At 47.7% G+C, this 15537-nt stretch carries 17 protein-coding genes and 1 riboswitch; of the genes, 6 read left to right on the forward strand and 11 right to left on the reverse strand.

Going from position 1 to position 15537, the window contains the following annotated elements; translation table 11 throughout:
- Positions 1–8: 8 nt before the first annotated feature.
- The 7 genes from guaB to groES form a co-directional block, all read right to left on the reverse strand.
- A complete protein-coding gene (gene guaB / locus J3A84_RS06340; protein ID WP_207599161.1) occupies positions 9–1466 on the reverse strand; it encodes an IMP dehydrogenase in 1458 nt (485 codons plus the stop codon).
- 62 nt (positions 1467–1528) lie between these two features.
- Positions 1529–1628: riboswitch (purine riboswitch) on the reverse strand.
- 109 nt (positions 1629–1737) lie between these two features.
- Positions 1738–2286: a hypothetical protein gene (locus J3A84_RS06345; protein ID WP_207599162.1), complete on the reverse strand. Its 549-nt coding sequence runs from the start codon at positions 2284–2286 to the stop codon at positions 1738–1740.
- A 4-nt stretch (positions 2287–2290) separates the two neighbouring features.
- Entirely contained in the window at positions 2291–2653 is a 363-nt protein-coding gene (locus J3A84_RS06350; RefSeq protein WP_207599163.1) for a type II secretion system protein, read from the reverse strand.
- Between the two features lie 178 nt (positions 2654–2831).
- Positions 2832–3365: a helix-turn-helix domain-containing protein gene (locus tag J3A84_RS06355; RefSeq protein WP_207599164.1), complete on the reverse strand. Its 534-nt coding sequence runs from the start codon at positions 3363–3365 to the stop codon at positions 2832–2834.
- Between the two features lie 92 nt (positions 3366–3457).
- Positions 3458–3700: a hypothetical protein gene (locus J3A84_RS06360; RefSeq protein WP_207599165.1), complete on the reverse strand. Its 243-nt coding sequence runs from the start codon at positions 3698–3700 to the stop codon at positions 3458–3460.
- An 827-nt stretch (positions 3701–4527) separates the two neighbouring features.
- A complete protein-coding gene (gene groL / locus J3A84_RS06365; RefSeq protein ID WP_207599166.1) occupies positions 4528–6144 on the reverse strand; it encodes a chaperonin GroEL in 1617 nt (538 codons plus the stop codon).
- A gap of 16 nt (positions 6145–6160) precedes the next feature.
- Positions 6161–6442: a co-chaperone GroES gene (gene groES, locus J3A84_RS06370; protein WP_207599167.1), complete on the reverse strand. Its 282-nt coding sequence runs from the start codon at positions 6440–6442 to the stop codon at positions 6161–6163.
- A 328-nt stretch (positions 6443–6770) separates the two neighbouring features.
- Between groES and J3A84_RS06375 the strand changes: the two genes are divergently transcribed.
- The 6 genes from J3A84_RS06375 (at position 6771) to J3A84_RS06400 (ending at position 11402) form a co-directional block, all read left to right on the forward strand.
- Positions 6771–7415, forward strand: a complete 645-nt coding sequence (locus tag J3A84_RS06375; protein WP_207599168.1) for a TIGR01906 family membrane protein — start codon at positions 6771–6773, stop codon at positions 7413–7415.
- Between the two features lie 73 nt (positions 7416–7488).
- Positions 7489–7902, forward strand: coding sequence for a HutP family protein (locus J3A84_RS06380; RefSeq protein ID WP_207599169.1), 414 nt, complete (start codon positions 7489–7491; stop codon positions 7900–7902).
- A 285-nt stretch (positions 7903–8187) separates the two neighbouring features.
- On the forward strand, positions 8188–9159 hold the full coding sequence (locus tag J3A84_RS06385) for an ABC transporter substrate-binding protein (protein ID WP_207599170.1): 972 nt from the start codon (positions 8188–8190) through the stop codon (positions 9157–9159).
- Positions 9159–10094 carry an ABC transporter permease gene (locus tag J3A84_RS06390; RefSeq protein ID WP_207599171.1) on the forward strand — a complete coding sequence of 312 codons (936 nt, stop codon included), beginning with the start codon at positions 9159–9161 and terminating at the stop codon, positions 10092–10094. The genes J3A84_RS06385 and J3A84_RS06390 overlap by 1 nt, the downstream gene beginning before the upstream one ends.
- Positions 10060–10851 carry an ABC transporter ATP-binding protein gene (locus J3A84_RS06395; protein ID WP_207599172.1) on the forward strand — a complete coding sequence of 264 codons (792 nt, stop codon included), beginning with the start codon at positions 10060–10062 and terminating at the stop codon, positions 10849–10851. Before J3A84_RS06390 ends, J3A84_RS06395 begins: the two co-directional genes overlap by 35 nt.
- Positions 10852–11051: 200 nt before the next feature.
- Positions 11052–11402 carry a DUF6054 family protein gene (locus J3A84_RS06400; RefSeq protein WP_207599173.1) on the forward strand — a complete coding sequence of 117 codons (351 nt, stop codon included), beginning with the start codon at positions 11052–11054 and terminating at the stop codon, positions 11400–11402.
- 91 nt (positions 11403–11493) lie between these two features.
- Here J3A84_RS06400 and J3A84_RS06405 read toward each other — a convergent pair whose 3' ends face one another.
- The 4 genes from J3A84_RS06405 to J3A84_RS06420 form a co-directional block, all read right to left on the reverse strand.
- On the reverse strand, positions 11494–12444 hold the full coding sequence (locus tag J3A84_RS06405; protein ID WP_207599174.1) for a DNA-3-methyladenine glycosylase family protein: 951 nt from the start codon (positions 12442–12444) through the stop codon (positions 11494–11496).
- Positions 12445–12462: 18 nt separating this feature from the next.
- On the reverse strand, positions 12463–13851 hold the full coding sequence (gltA, locus tag J3A84_RS06410; protein ID WP_207599175.1) for an NADPH-dependent glutamate synthase: 1389 nt from the start codon (positions 13849–13851) through the stop codon (positions 12463–12465).
- Positions 13838–14743: a sulfide/dihydroorotate dehydrogenase-like FAD/NAD-binding protein gene (locus tag J3A84_RS06415; protein ID WP_207599176.1), complete on the reverse strand. Its 906-nt coding sequence runs from the start codon at positions 14741–14743 to the stop codon at positions 13838–13840. The genes gltA and J3A84_RS06415 overlap by 14 nt, the downstream gene beginning before the upstream one ends.
- A gap of 150 nt (positions 14744–14893) precedes the next feature.
- Complete coding sequence (locus J3A84_RS06420) at positions 14894–15529, reverse strand: redox-sensing transcriptional repressor Rex (protein ID WP_207599177.1); 636 nt, start codon at positions 15527–15529, stop codon at positions 14894–14896.
- Positions 15530–15537 lie beyond the last annotated feature (8 nt).

Raw genomic sequence — 15537 nt, forward strand, 5'->3', positions numbered from 1 at the left:
ATTCTCTCCTACGCTTCCTTATTACTATAGTTTGGTGCTTCTTTGGTGATGTAGATATCATGGGGATGACTTTCCTTCAGACCGTTGGCAGTCTGCACCACGAAAGTGGCGGTCTCATTTAATGTCTCAAGATCCTTGGATCCCAGATATCCCATACCGGAACGGATACCGCCAACCAGCTGGAAGATGGTATCTGCCACAGGTCCCTTGTAGGCTACTCTTCCTTCTACGCCTTCAGGAACCAGCTTCTTGGCATTCTCCTGGAAGTATCGGTCACTGGAACCTTTATTCATGGATGTCAGAGAGCCCATACCGCGATAGACCTTGTAGTTTCTGCCCTGATAGATTTCCATTTCTCCTGGTGATTCATGACATCCTGCAAGAATGGATCCCAGCATGGCTGCCGCTGCTCCTGCAGCAAGGGCTTTCACGATGTCTCCAGAATACTTGATGCCGCCGTCGGCAATGACCGGCACATCCATGCCTTCCAGTTCCTCCACGCAGTCCATGACTGCTGTGAGCTGAGGAACCCCCACACCGGATACTACTCTCGTGGTGCAGATGGAACCAGGTCCGATGCCCACCTTCACCGCATCCGCTCCAGCTTCCGCCAGATCTCTTGCTCCTTGGGCCGTAGCCACGTTTCCAGCAATGACCTGAAGCTCGGGATAAGCCGCCTTGATCGTTCTGACGCCTTCCATGACCCCTTCGGAGTGGCCATGGGCCGTATCCAGAACCACCACATCCACGCCTGCATCCACAAGGGCCTTCACTCTTTCCATCATGTTTCCTGTGACACCTACGCCCGCTCCGCACAGAAGTCTTCCTCTTGCATCCTTGGCAGCATTAGGGAATAGTCTGGTCTTCTCGATGTCCTTGATGGTGATGAGTCCCTTCAGGTTATTGTCCTTATCCACCAGAGGAAGCTTTTCGATCTTATGGGTCTTCAGGATTTCCTTGGCTTCGTCGATGGTGGTTCCTTCCAGTGCAGTAATGAGGTTCTCCCTGGTCATCACTTCGGATATGGATTTCTCGTAATTCGTCTCAAACACCAGGTCCCTGTTGGTCACTATGCCCACCAGCTTTCCGTCTGTGGTGATGGGCACGCCGCTGATTCTATAGCGTCTCATGAGCTCATTGGCTTCTGCTATGGTATTATCTGGTGTCAGATGGAAGGGATTCACGATGACCCCGTTTTCCTGTCTCTTTACGATATCCACTTCATGGGCCTGCTCTTCTATAGACATGTTCTTATGAATGATCCCGATGCCGCCTTCTCTTGCCATGGCGATGGCCATGGTGGATTCCGTCACCGTATCCATGCTGGCACTCATGAGCGGAATGTTGAGCATTAAGGTCTTTGTCAGTCTGGTCTTTACAGAAACATCCTTTGGGAGTACCTCCGACTTGTTCGGTACCAGCAGCACGTCATCAAAAGTATACGCTGTCTTTAGAATTTTACCCATTTTTTGTCCTCCTTCTAATAAAAAAACATACCCGAAATCACATGCGTGACAAGGGTATGCTAAAAGAGCACCTTGTCACTCATAGGCGGAAATTGCTTTGGCTTCCGGTAGAAACGCCCCTCCATATCAGAGGCTTATACGAGTAACTGTTATTTTTAAATTAAATCTAATTATAGTTATCCGAACCTCTCTTGTCAAACGCATTTTGCAGGAATTGTGTTATTCTTCACACCTTCATAAAAGATAACCTTCACAACTTAACAATCCGCATCTATATGCCGAAGATGTTATTGATTTTATCCACCTGGGAAATCAGTAAACCTAAGAACAGAAAAGGAAGAAAGTAGACTTCTTTTTTCTTTCTGACAAAAGAGAACAGAAGGCCTAGACAGGAAGCATAAAACAGCGTGTAGAACACATTCCGTCCATAGGCCATGGAAATGAAGAGAAGGATCCACAGATCCCCCTCCCCGAAATAGAACTGAAGCTTTTTGTTTCCTTTATAGAACGGAATCAGAAACATGAAGATGGCAGCAATGTAGCTTCTTGTTCCATAGAACAGATACAGCGCAGAAGGCGCCATGGCATAAAGAGAATAGTCATAGACTTCTCCGCTGTGAGCATCGGTGATGACGCCCACAAGAAAAGCGGAGTAGAAGAGAATCTCTGCAGCGGAAAACGAAAAGCAGATGGAGCTTACTGTAAGAATCAGCGCAAATGGCAATAGGAGCTGAATTCTGATTTTGACCTTATTCCGAAGGATACGGGTTCCAATAAGACATGCGAAGAGCGGAAACAGAGTACTCGCTGCGATCTGCATTTCATCAGCTTCCTGATGGCGCTTCCGGAATGGTGATGGCCTCGCCGTCAGCGAAGAGTCTGAGGGTGCCTACGGTGCACCTATGATAATCCGCATGGACTTTCGCTGATGCATCCTGAAACTCCTGCCCAAGACCAGTCACAGCGCTGAAGAGCTTGGCATCATCAATGTCAGTCTCCGCATCCAGATTATGGAGATCAATGTGGTTCAGCGCCTCTCTCACATGGGCACGCTGCTCCATGACATTGGCCTTGTCCACGATTCCTCCATACTTCGGAGCGGACATGGCCATGAGCACACCGGAGATGGCAATGACGATGAGAAGCTCAACCAGTGTAAACCCCCTTTTCTTTTTGCTTGGTTTCATACATAATCCTCCTTTTCCTTTGATACCTCTATTATGGAAAAGCAGTCAGGAATTATGCAGAAAAAGCTTCGATTATTCATAAGTTAATTTCCGATTCAATTCTGACAATTGAGGTTTTTCTTCAGAAAATCAAACCATCAAAAAAGAGGAGGCTCCCCCCCTCTTAAAAAGAACTGGTTTAATAGCTCAACGATCTCAGTCTCAGCGCCACGGTATGTTCATCCAGCAGAATGATATGATAGAGCTTGCTCACCTGATCCTTGATCTTTTCTTCCTCCTTGTTTCCACCGCTGAGCTGACGGTGAACGAAGTAGTAGAGCGATTCGATGAGTCCCACTCCTCCTCCAGTACCCAGCTCCGTTCCCATTCGGGCTGTATCCGAAAGCTGGCCTGATTTCACTTCCTTCATGATTTCTGTGAATTCACCGATTACATGAAACTCCGGCTTCCTGGCCTTCAGGGCTATCTTCAGCTCTTCCCAGTTCCTCACGATGAACACTTCATCCTTATTCTTAATTCGGATCAGAGCATCCAGTACATCTCCTGGAGAGATTCCGGTAGCCTGGGAGAGCGCTGTCAGGATCTTCCCTGAATAAGTCTCCGGATCCTTTTTGTTGGCACTGGATAAGGTCTGCTGGGAGATTCCTGTCCTTTTGTGGACATCATATCTTGTGATGCCGAATTTCTGAAGAAACACATCCATATACTGCATACTGTTTACGCCTCCTGATTGCTAAATTATTTTTTACTATAATTTATTTTACTACATAATATTTTAGTAGTCAAGGAGAATCTCTTTTTGTTCTACTGATGCTCCGATTCTTTCTCCACTTCATCCGATCTATTTGTTTTCAGAAACCCGTTCTTTCCGATGAGTTTCAAGGAGAGAAGGATCAGAAGGACCAGGATCACCGCCATGATCGGCTCCTCTGCGATGAAGGTTAACACACTTTTCACCACCGGATTATCTGATTTCTGAAGCGCTGGAATAATCAGAGCCGATGTGGCAAAGCCAAGAAATAAATAGAATACTGAACTCTTTTTCATAACAAACCTCTCATGATGACAAATAACTACTATATTCTATTATACATATATATCAGTATAAATCATATGTTATCTTCAGGAATTCTACAGCTCCCGATTTCTGAATGGAAGCTGCAAATAGAGTGACAGCTGCAGAAAAAAGCCTCGCTTTCGCATCGCCTACTACATGCCGATCTTTCTATGTTTACACAGGAATACTCCAGAATCTCACAAAATCCTTAAATTTATACTTCGAATGATGCTTATATACATCGCTTGATATTTATATTCTTGTATGCAAATAATACTTGTTATATACTGTGATTAACTTTTCATTGCATATATCTACTGAGGTTGTGTTATAGATTTTAAATAATGACAGGTTCATTCTTGTTGTATAGATTTTAGACATTGCTTAGCAGAGGACGCGCGAATATACGCTTGTATGCAGAAATACATCAGCTGGCACAAATCAATCTTATAAGGAGTGATTCATTATCAGTACGTTACTATCACCATTTTCAATATTTGCATTTATTATATTCTCCAGTATGGCAATCAATTCTATTTTACAAAGCAAGGTACCCAAAAAAACGTACATGCTTATCAACAGCATCGCGATGCTACCTGCGATACCTGCATTCTGGTTGATGTCAACTTCTCGTTTCTCATCAGAGGATAGATTTTTCCACTTCTATTTGCCTTTGATATTTACAGTGATTACAATTTTATCGCTACTATTCCGAATCATTCAGTACAAGAAAATTTAATAGCTAATATCAAAGACCGTAGACACTGAATGAACAGCATCTGCGGTCTTTTTTTGACTATTTATTATTATATTCCTGTTAGTACATACCACCCATGTCTGGCGTTGGCATTGCAGGTGTATCTTCCTTGATGTCTACAACAGCCGCTTCCGTGGTCAGGAATGTCGCAGCAACGGATGCCGCATTCTGAAGTGCGGACCTTGTCACCTTGGTAGGATCCACGATTCCAGCCTTCACCATATCCACCAGTTCCTGGGAGAGGATATTGAATCCGATTCCCTTTTCACTGTTCTTGACCTTTTCAATGACAACGGATCCTTCCACGCCACCGTTCTTTGCAATCTGTCTCAGTGGTTCTTCCAGCGCACGCTTTACAATGTTGATTCCCACCTGTACATCTGAATCTTCACTGGTAAGGTCTGCCAGACCGTTCATGACATTGATGTAGGCTGTTCCGCCACCAGGAACGATGCCTTCTTCCACAGCAGCCTTGGTTGCTGCCAGAGCATCTTCCATTCTCAGTTTCTTTTCCTTCAGCTCTGTTTCAGAAGCTGCACCCACCTTGATGACTGCAACGCCACCGGCAAGCTTCGCCAGTCTTTCCATGAGCTTTTCCTTATCAAATTCTGATGTGGTCTCTTCAATCTGGCTCTTCAGCACATTGACTCTGTTCTCGATGTCTTCCTTCTGTCCTCTTCCGCTGATGATCACTGTCTCATCTTTATTGACTCTTACAGTATCCGCATTTCCGAGCATATCAAGAGTCGCATCCTTCAGTTCTCTGCCGAGTTCTTCTGAAATCACCTGTCCACCGGTTAAGATGGCGATGTCCTGAAGCATTTCCTTTCTTCTGTCTCCGAATCCTGGTGCCTTGACCGCTACGCAGGTGAAGGTTCCTCTCAGCTTATTGACAACCAGTGTAGCCACTGCTTCACTTTCGATGTCATCGGCAATGAGGAGAAGCTTCTTGCCGGTCTGTACGATCTGTTCCAGAATCGGAAGAATTTCCTGAATGGTGGAGATCTTCTTATCTGTGATCAGGATGTAAGGGTCATCCAGAACCGCTTCCATCTTCTCTGTGTTGGTTGCCATATAGGCTGAAACATATCCTCTGTCAAACTGCATACCTTCCACTACTTCAAGCTCTGTACCGAAGCTCTTGGATTCCTCTACAGTGATGACACCTTCTGTTCCGACTTTCTCCATGGCATCGGAAATCAGCTGACCCACTTCCTCGTCTCCTGCGGAAACTGCGGCAACCTTGGCGATGTCATCTTTTCCTCTGATGGAAATGCTCTGCTCCTTGATGGCTTCCACAGCCTTGTCCACAGCCATCTTGATTCCCTGTCTGATGAACATGGGGTTGGCTCCTGCTGTGACATTCTTCAGGCCTTCCTTGATCATGGCCTGGGCAAGTACGGTGGCTGTGGTTGTTCCGTCACCGGCCACGTCATTGGTCTTTGTAGCCACTTCCTTCACCAGCTGTGCGCCCATGTTCTCATAAGCATCATCCAGTTCGATCTCTCTTGCGATGGTGACACCATCATTTGTGATCAGTGGTGCACCGAATTTCTTCTCCAGAACCACATTTCTGCCCTTGGGCCCTAAGGTCACCTTGACGGTATCCGCCAGGATGTCCACACCCTTCTGCATCGCTCTTCTTGCTTCTTCACCATATATGATTGTCTTAGCCATAATCTCTCTACTCCTCCTACTCTACAATTGCAAGGATATCACTCTGTCTGACGACGATGACCTCTTCACCTTCATGCTTCACTTCTGTTCCCGCATACTTGGAAAAGAGTACCTTGTCTCCAATCTTGACTTCCATTTCCACTTTATTGCCTTCCACAAATCCTCCTGGACCTACGGCAATGACTTCCGCTTCCTGTGGCTTTTCTTTGCTGGATCCTGTTAAAACGATTCCTGATTTTGTTGTTTCTTCTGCTTCGAGTCTCTTCAGCACGACTCTGTCCCCTAAAGGTCTGATCATTTGACATTCCTCCTAAAAGTTCGTTTTATTAGCACTCTCACTTGTCGAGTGCTAACACCTATTTCTTATTATAATTTATTTGATTCTGATTTCAAATATTATTTTACGGCCAATCTCTTAAATACGCCATAAAATCTTTTATTTCAGGCATTTAGCTGGGATTCTCTGAAAAAATCGCCCGTTCTCTTTCTCTTTTACCGTCTTATAAATCCCCTGAAATCATGATATCATTATTTAGGGACTACGACCAGTTTAGCCCATATTCTACCGTATGAAAGAGGTGAACGTACAGAAGAATCATCCAGCATCATTCTTCTGTGGCAATAGCATGCATAAAGTGAAAGAAACAGCCTATGCCATCATCAACGCACTCATGATCATTTCCGGTTCCGTTCTTCTGGGACTGAACCTTCGATTTCTCTACTATTATAACATTCCAAGGATACAGGCCATGAACCCGGAGTACGCCGGAAGGCTCATCAAGAGCAATTATGATATCCTCATCGATTATCTCAATCCCTTCTACAGGGGAGATCTTGCCCTGGATGGACTGGCCATGTCCCCTCAGGGTGAATTTCATTTCTATGAGGTGAAGGTCATCTTTGATCTCGTCTTCATCCTGTTCCTTATAACGCTTCTTCTTTCTCTCTTCATTTTCATCCGTAAAAGAAAAGAGAAGGATTTGAGATACATGAAATGCACCGCGCTTCTGACCTTCCTCATTCCGGTCATTCTAGGCATTCCCTTTGTCCTGGACTTTTCGAAATCCTTTGTGGTCTTTCACGAGATCGCCTTCAGCAATGATTACTGGATCTTCGATCCGAGGATTGACCCGGTCATAAAGATTCTTCCAGAGTGGTTCTTCATGTATGCGGCCTTTCTCATTCTGGGAATCATGGCGCTGGTAGCATTCCTCTTCTTCCTGGCCGGGAAATATGGAACAGGAAAACCGGAAAACGGCGCAAAAGCATAACCATAGGATAGAATCGTGCAAAGTACAGGAAAATCTCTGATATAATGAAAGAAACGGGTAAAGAGGTGCAGATATGATTTTGAGTCTGGATATACCAAAGGAAGCGGTTCGGCTTGCTTTGACCACAAGAGAAGAAGAAAAGGAACTCATCGCGAAGATACAGTTCATGGGCGGCCAGGCAGCCGCTGTTGATATAGGCGGCAATGTTTCCACAAGCATCCCCAAGATCCTGGAACGGGCTCTGGTGGCCTCCAAGCGAGCCGGGCTCATCCCGGAGGAATACGCTGCGGAAGGCGCCGTCATGGGTGCTGCAAGAGATGCCCTCATGCAGATTCTGGAAAGATCGAGCAATCTCAATGTGGGTGGGAAGATCGGCCTTGTGCGTATGAGCGATGATATCGCCGTATGCATCTATGTCAGCATCGGTCTTCTCCATCTCAATGAATTCGCCATAGGCATCGGACATCGTACCCTCTCTCCAAGGTAATGAATCCCATAGCAAACCATCAGCAGGTACCGTTTTTGCGGTACCTGTTTCTATTTCAGCCAAATTTCAGAATATTGAGATGTAGTTGTTTACATTTTCACCCATCATGATAATCAGTCAATGAACCTTTGCTTTCATTCTCAAAGTATCAATATAGCACCCTCAAATTTGCCAGTATTCTTGGTTTTCTCAAATTCCACCCCTTGCAAAGGAACTTTGTCCTCCTTATAATGAGGTAATTCATGAAATATTCATGAATTATTGTAGTATTAGGAGGACGGAAGAATGGTAGGAAAAAAATTAATGGCTGCAGCAGCAGTGCTCGTTGCCCTGGGGGCAGCAGGCTGTGAAAGCAAAGAAGATGTCGTAACGATCGGAATCAATCAGTTTGTCGTGCATGAGGCACTGGATGCTTCAAGACAGGGATTTCTGGATGTACTCAAGGAGAACGGTTATATTGAAGGAGAGAACATCGAAATCGACTATAAGAATGCACAGGGTGAACAGCCCACGGCACTGACCATCGCACAGGACTTCACAAACAGTAAAAAGGACCTTATTTTCGCAATCGCAACGCCAAGTGCTCAGGCATCCTATAATGCCACCAAAGAGATTCCCATCGTCATCACCGCGGTGACAGATCCCGTGGATGCGGGCATCGCAGAATCCTTTGACGCATCGGGAACCAATGTCACAGGCACATCAGATGGAGTGCCCATCGGACCGCAGCTGGAAATTCTGAAGAAAGTGCTGCCCGAAGCAAAGACCATCGGCGTGATCTATAACACTTCTGAAGCCAACTCCATCTATCAGGTGAATCAGCTGAAGGCGGAAGCTGAGAAGCAGGGATTCATTCTGAAGGAAGTAGGCATCACAAACTTAAACGATGTGAACTCCGTGCTGCCGACGGCACTGGAAGGCATCGATGTACTCTATACTCCCACAGACAACACCGTGGCCTCCGCTTATGCCATCATCGTGAAACTGGCTACGGAAAAGAATGTACCCGTATTCTGCGCGGAAGATGCAGGGGTCAATGTAGGCGGACTCATTTCAGCAGGACTGGACTACTATGAACTCGGAAGAGAAACAGGACTCATCGCCATTGATGTCATCGAAGGCAAGAATCCAAAGGACCTCCCCATTTCAATGATGAAAAATCCAGTGATCGTGGTCAATGAAGACGCAGCTTCAACCCTCGGGATCACCATTCCAGAGGAGATTTTAGCTGACGCGAAACTGGTAGGAGGTAACTGATGAATATCCTGATCAGCATTCTGGAACAGGGCATGCTTTTCGCAGTTCTGGTCATGGGCATCTATATCACCTACAAGATCATGGACTTTCCGGATCTTTCCGTGGATGGCACCTATCCGCTGGGCGCAGCGGTCTGCGCAGTGCTGCTTGTAAATGGAGTGAATCCATGGGCAGCCACACTGCTCTCCGCCCTGGTCGCCTCTCTTGGCGGGCTCATCACGGGATTCATACACACGAAGCTTTCCATCAACGGACTCATGGCAGGAATCCTTGTGATGTTCGGCCTCTACTCTGTGAATCTGAGAGTCATGGGAAAATCAAACATACCCCTGTTCAACGAGGGCAATGTATTTGAAATGAAAACACTCACCGTCTTTGGAGAAGACATCAGTACCCTGCTTCTTCTCACCGCTTTTGTGGTGCTGATCAAGGTGCTCTTCGAGCTTTTCTTCAGGACGAAAACAGGTTTCTTCTTAAGAGCCGTGGGAGACAACGAGGAAATCCTCACCTCTCTTGGGGCAGACAGTCATAAAATCAAGATTCTCGGCCTCATGGTGGCGAACTTTCTTGCCGGTCTTTCCGGTGCCCTCACCGCACAGTATCAGGGATTCTCTGATATCGGCATGGGAACAGGAAGCGCCGTGACAGCCCTTGCAGCAGTCATCATCGGATTCTCTCTGCTGAAGAAATTGAACGTCTCCATGAGCGGCATCGCCATTTCCGGAGCGATTCTCTACAAGGGCATTCTGGTCTTTGTACTTCGCTTCGGTCTGGACCCCAATGACTTCAAGCTGGCTACGGCTGTGGCCGTCATTGTGGCCATGGGATTCACCTCCGGGGCTTTCAAGTACAAGAAGAAAACCGTAAAAAAAGCGAAATTATCTGAAGGAGGTGAGTCCTATGCTGAAGATCGAAGGCTTGTCAAAAACCTTTAACCAAGACACTCCGCTGGAAAACAGGGTCATCGATGCCCTTTCCCTGAAAGTGGAGAGAAAGGACTTCATCACACTTCTTGGTTCCAACGGAGCAGGAAAATCCACCCTTTTAAACCTCATTGCAGGAACACTGGAGGAAGAGGAAGGACAGATTATTCTGGACGGACAGGAACTGACCCCCATGAAAGCCTATAAGAGAGCGAATCTCATCGGGCGCGTCCATCAGGACCCGAGACTCAGCGTATCCCCCAACATGACGCTTCTGGAGAATCTGTCCCTGGCGGATGCCAAAGGCCACAGCTTCAGCCTGAAGAAAGCCATAGACCTCAATAGAACCAGCTACTATAAAGAGCAGCTGAGCACCTTAGGCTTAGGACTTGAAACGAAGCTCCATACAAAAATCGGACTGCTCTCCGGCGGACAGCGGCAGGCTGTGGCCCTCTTCATGGCCGTGATGAAAAAGCCCAAACTGCTCCTTCTGGATGAACATACCGCAGCTCTTGATCCCAGAACCTCTGAGATCATCATGGGCGTCACGGAAAAGCTCATCAGCCAGGAAGAGATCACCACACTCATGGTCACCCATAACATGAACCATGCGCTGTCCTACGGCAATCGGCTGATCATGATGCATGAAGGCAGAATCGTGGAAGATCTTCGCGGAAAAGACAAGGCGGAGCTCACCGCACAGGATGTCATCGCCATGTTCAAGAAGAATGCGGAGGTCATAGAAGACCGGATGGTGCTCGGATTATAGCAAAGCCATTTTCATTGACATACTCCTTCAAAAGCAGTGAAGGCCACCTGAAGTAATATCAGGTGGTCTTTTCCATTGGGTTCTTTTCAGTTGGTTTCTTTGCGTCTTATCAGGACCCTTTGCCTTCTGTACCCTACCCGAACTGCTGCCAATATGTTATCATCAATATATCAGATACCTATTACACAAGGAGGCAGAAAATGGCGAAATTATCCATGCAGGGAAAAGGAAAGGGTGAAGAGATTACAGCGTTCATCATCGAGGAAATGGGCAGAAGCGGCATGACCGTGGAACTCATTGATTCCGTGACCCGTCAGATCGGAAATGCCACAGTCTATATCCTGGTTTTTGAAAAGTACTACATGCGTTCCTCCAACCGGGCAAGCCTTACAGTGGTTGTGACAGCAGAAAATGAGGACATCATCGTGGATGCCATCGGAGCAGGTGGTGGTCAGGGCGTTGTATTTAAATGGTCCTGGGGCGCAGAAGAGAGTTTTGTCTCTTCCATCGAGAATATTCTTGCGGGAAAAAGCTTCACACGTATGGAATAGAAAAGCTTCGAAAAAGGAGAGTCTCCTGAAGAAATCATCTTCAGGAGACTCTCCTTTACTATGTGAAATTCACGAAAGCATAGCCGCTTCTCTACTCCACACGGATCTTCTTTTCTCTTGCATAGTAGAAGAGATACTGCTGGGCGATGCCGGCGAGACCACCGAACTGCTTCTGTCCGAAGGCTCTGATCTTCGGAAGATTGGTCCCTTCCGCGCCATAGAAATGCATCATGGCTTTCTTCACCCACACATCCACGGGAAAGGCTTCCTTCTTCTTCATGGAGAAAAGCATCACGCAGTCCGCCACCTTGGCGCCTACACCGCTGTAACTCTGAAGCGCTTTATGACACGCCTCTTCTGGAAGTTGAGCAATCATGGAAAGATCATAAGGCAGCAGCTGTTTTTCCTCTTCCGTCAGCGCCCTGGTCTTTTCCGCCTCTTTCATAAGCTCGGCCCCTCTGACGGCCTGCGTCGTCTCATAGATGTATTTCGCGCGATACCCCACCCCAAGGCCTCTCAGCTCCTCTTCCGTGGCCTGAGAGAGCTCCTGAGGTGTAGGAAAGGCATAGAAGGTCTCCCCATGAAAGACAATCTCTTTTCCGTACTTTTCGCTGATTTTCCGGATCCCCTCCTTGATCTTGGGAATGAGATTGTTGGAGGAGAGGATGAAGGAGATCAGCGTCTCGAAGGGCTCCTGATTGAGCACTCTGATGCCGTATCCGAACTTCACCGCTTCATTGAGGAGCGGATCTTTTCTGAGCTCTTTCTTCACCTTGTCATAGTCTCTTCCAAGGTCGAAGTATTCCTTATAGAAGCTGTTAAACTCCTCCATGTTCACATTTTCCAGATGCACATCCTGTCCTCTCAGATGCACCCTTATGACCTTGCCATGAACGATGCCCTGAAAACGGGTCTCATCCTCCTCATGGATTCGATTCCAGCGGAAACACTGACCGCATTCGAAGATGTGCTTCGGGTGAAAGCTCTCCACATCCCTCAGCCTGATTTCATTCTCCAGTATTTCCACTGCCTTATAGTCCATATCGTCCCCTTTTCTTTCTCAGCTGTGCTTCTCTTCCAGATAGGCATGAATCCCGCTAGCCGCTTTCTTCCCTGCGCTCATGGCGAGAATCACCGTGGCGGAACCAGTAACCGCATCTCCCCCGGCGAAGACGCCTGGAAGAGTGGTCTCTCCGTTTTCCTCATTGATAATGATGCAGCCTCTTCTGTTGGTGTCGATGCCCTTGGTGGTGGATGCGATGAGGGGATTGGGCGAAGTGCCCAGACTCATGATGACACTGTCGCAGTCGATGACAAACTCGCTGCCGGCAATCTCCACCGGTCTTCTTCTGCCGGACTCATCCGGCTCACCCAGCTCCATCTTCACGCAGATCATGCCCTTCACAAAGCCCTTCTCATCCACAAGGATCTCTACGGGATTGGTCAGAAGATTCATGATGACGCCTTCTTCGATGGCATGATGGACTTCTTCCGCTCTCGCCGGAATTTCCTTCTCCGATCTTCTGTAGATGATTCTTGACTCCGCACCCAGCCTTACAGCCGTTCTTGCCGCATCCATGGCCACATTGCCTGCACCCACCACAGCCACTTTCCTGCCATGGCTGATGGGCGTGTCATAGTCGCTTCTAAATGCCTTCATGAGATTGGCACGGGTCAGATACTCGTTGGCGGACATGACGCCGTTGGCGTTTTCTCCCTTGATGCCCATGAACATAGGCAGGCCTGCTCCGGAGCCGATGAAGATTCCTTCGAAATCCTCCTCTTCGATGAGACTGTCTATGGTCACGGTTCTACCCACGATGACGTTGGTCTCGATCTTCACACCCAGATCCTTCAGAAGACTGATTTCTTCCCGGACCACGCTTTCCTTGGGCAACCTGAACTCAGGAATCCCATAGACAAGGACCCCACCCGGTTCGTGCAGGGCTTCGAAAATCGTCACATCATAGCCGAGCTTCGCCAGGTCTCCCGCACAGGTGAGACCCGCCGGTCCACTGCCCACCACAGCCACTTTTCGGCCGTTGCCCGGAAGCTTCTCCGTATTTCTGTATCTGTTTTCCATGGCCCAGTCCGCCACAAAGCGCTCCAGCTTCCCGATGTTCACCGGTTCGCCCTTGATGCCCACAATGCAGCTGCCTTCACACTGCTCTTCCTGGGGACAGACCCGTCCGCAGACCGCCGGCAGATTACTGGCTTCTCCGATGGTGTCTCTGGCGCCCTTGATGTCGCCGTTTCTCAGCTCCAGAATGAACTTCGGGATGTTGATGGCCACAGGACAGGCACCCACGCATCTGGGATTTCTGCACTGGATGCATCGGTCCGCTTCCAGAAGCGCTTCCTCCAGATTGTATCCATAGCTTACTTCCTTGAAATTTCTTACTCTCTCTTCCGGTTTCTGTTCTCTCACCGGCACTCTATTTTTCTTCATGCAGTATTTCCCCCAAATCACACAGGTCTGAATGCTCATGAACGCTCTTCTGCTCCATGATGATGTTCTTCTTCCCTTCTGCCGTCTTGTACATGCTCTGGCGCCTCATGGCCTCATCGAAGTTTATGAGATGGGCATTGAACTCCGGTCCATCCACGCAGGCGAATTTCACCTCGTCTCCCACGGTGACTCTGCAGGCTCCGCACATGCCGGTGCCATCCACCATGATGGGATTCAGGGACACAATGGTCTCCAGGCCGTAGCTTTTCGTCAGCTGCGACACAAACTTCATCATGATCATGGGCCCGATGGCGATGCAGAGATCGTATTCCTTCTTGTCCACTTCCATGAGTTCTTTCAGCTTGTCCGTCACAAGACCATGAAACCCGTAGCTTCCATCATCCGTGCATACATACAGGTTCTTGGCCACTTTCCTGAACTCCTCTTCCATGATCAGCGTCTTCTCTGAACGGGTTCCGATGATCACATCCACATCGATGCCTTTTTCCTTCAGCATCTTCACCTGGGGATAGACAGGTGCTGTCCCTACGCCTCCGGCCACAAAGACGATCTTCTTCTTCAGAAGATGCTCTTTCTCGTCGGTGACCACTTCAGAAGGATTCCCCAGCGGTCCGACGAAATCTCTGATTTCATCCCCTTCCGAAAGTGCTGCCAGTTTCTTTGTGGATGCACCCAGCGTCTGGAACACGATGGTGACGGTCCCTTCTTCCCGATCATAGTCGCAGATGGTCAGCGGTACTCTTTCACCCCATTCATCCACCTTGATGATGACAAACTGCCCAGGCAGTGCGGACTTGGCCACACGCCTGGCTTCAATGTCCATCAGAAATATATTTTCAACCAGTTCCCTTTTACGCGTTATTTTATACATTTTATTCCCCCAATATGTTAAGCCTCAATGACTTATTTCAATCACCATATAAGTATACGGACTCTCACCATTTATTTCAACCAGTCCACATGGAATTTAAAGAAATGGAAAGGAGACCCTATCTTCATAAGGTCTCCTGTAAGTCATTTTCTATTTATCCAGATCATTCATGAGATAGACCAGTGTCAGCAGGCTTTCACTCAGATGCACGTTCTCAATGGACACATTTTCCGGTACCTGAATATCCAGAGGAGCAAAGTTCCATATTCCCTTTACGCCGTTATCCACCAGAAGATCCGCCACTTTCTGCGCCTGAGCCTGTGGCACACAGATGATTCCGATATCCACCTTGTTCTCAGCCAGGAAAGATTCCATCTGATCCAGATCGGTTATCTCCACATCCTTGATTCTCATGCCAATAAGCTTGGGGTTCACATCGAAGATCGCCTTCAGATCAAACCCGAACTTGTCGAATCGTGAATAGTTGGCCAGCGCCTGGCCGATGTTTCCCGCACCGATGATCACGGTGGAGTACTTCTTGTCCAGACCCAGTATATGGGAGATCTCATTGTAGAGTTCCTTTACATTGTATCCGTAGCCCTGCTGCCCGAAACCGCCGAAGCAGTTGAAATCCTGTCTGATCTGGGAAGCCGTGAAACCGATCTTTTCACTCAGTTCCTTGGAAGAAACCCTGTCCACGTCATTTCTCAGAAGCTCCGCCAGATGTCTGTAGTATTTTGGCAGTCTTTTGATGACAGCCATGGAAATGTCTTTTTTCTTATCCATCATTGCAC

It is taken from the genome of Proteiniclasticum aestuarii (assembly GCF_017368455.1).
Taxonomy (GTDB): domain Bacteria; phylum Bacillota; class Clostridia; order Clostridiales; family Clostridiaceae; genus Proteiniclasticum; species Proteiniclasticum aestuarii.

Coding starts and splice junctions, on each gene's coding strand:
- guaB (WP_207599161.1), bottom strand. CDS start 1,466: ATGGGTAAAATTCTAAAGACAGCGTATACTTTTGATGACGTGCTGCTG.
- J3A84_RS06345 (WP_207599162.1), bottom strand. CDS start 2,286: ATGCAGATCGCAGCGAGTACTCTGTTTCCGCTCTTCGCATGTCTTATT.
- J3A84_RS06350 (WP_207599163.1), bottom strand. CDS start 2,653: ATGAAACCAAGCAAAAAGAAAAGGGGGTTTACACTGGTTGAGCTTCTC.
- J3A84_RS06355 (WP_207599164.1), bottom strand. CDS start 3,365: ATGCAGTATATGGATGTGTTTCTTCAGAAATTCGGCATCACAAGATAT.
- J3A84_RS06360 (WP_207599165.1), bottom strand. CDS start 3,700: ATGAAAAAGAGTTCAGTATTCTATTTATTTCTTGGCTTTGCCACATCG.
- groL (WP_207599166.1), bottom strand. CDS start 6,144: ATGGCTAAGACAATCATATATGGTGAAGAAGCAAGAAGAGCGATGCAG.
- groES (WP_207599167.1), bottom strand. CDS start 6,442: ATGATCAGACCTTTAGGGGACAGAGTCGTGCTGAAGAGACTCGAAGCA.
- J3A84_RS06375 (WP_207599168.1), top strand. CDS start 6,771: ATGCATAAAGTGAAAGAAACAGCCTATGCCATCATCAACGCACTCATG.
- J3A84_RS06380 (WP_207599169.1), top strand. CDS start 7,489: ATGATTTTGAGTCTGGATATACCAAAGGAAGCGGTTCGGCTTGCTTTG.
- J3A84_RS06385 (WP_207599170.1), top strand. CDS start 8,188: ATGGTAGGAAAAAAATTAATGGCTGCAGCAGCAGTGCTCGTTGCCCTG.
- J3A84_RS06390 (WP_207599171.1), top strand. CDS start 9,159: ATGAATATCCTGATCAGCATTCTGGAACAGGGCATGCTTTTCGCAGTT.
- J3A84_RS06395 (WP_207599172.1), top strand. CDS start 10,060: ATGCTGAAGATCGAAGGCTTGTCAAAAACCTTTAACCAAGACACTCCG.
- J3A84_RS06400 (WP_207599173.1), top strand. CDS start 11,052: ATGGCGAAATTATCCATGCAGGGAAAAGGAAAGGGTGAAGAGATTACA.
- J3A84_RS06405 (WP_207599174.1), bottom strand. CDS start 12,444: ATGGACTATAAGGCAGTGGAAATACTGGAGAATGAAATCAGGCTGAGG.
- gltA (WP_207599175.1), bottom strand. CDS start 13,851: ATGAAGAAAAATAGAGTGCCGGTGAGAGAACAGAAACCGGAAGAGAGA.
- J3A84_RS06415 (WP_207599176.1), bottom strand. CDS start 14,743: ATGTATAAAATAACGCGTAAAAGGGAACTGGTTGAAAATATATTTCTG.
- J3A84_RS06420 (WP_207599177.1), bottom strand. CDS start 15,529: ATGGATAAGAAAAAAGACATTTCCATGGCTGTCATCAAAAGACTGCCA.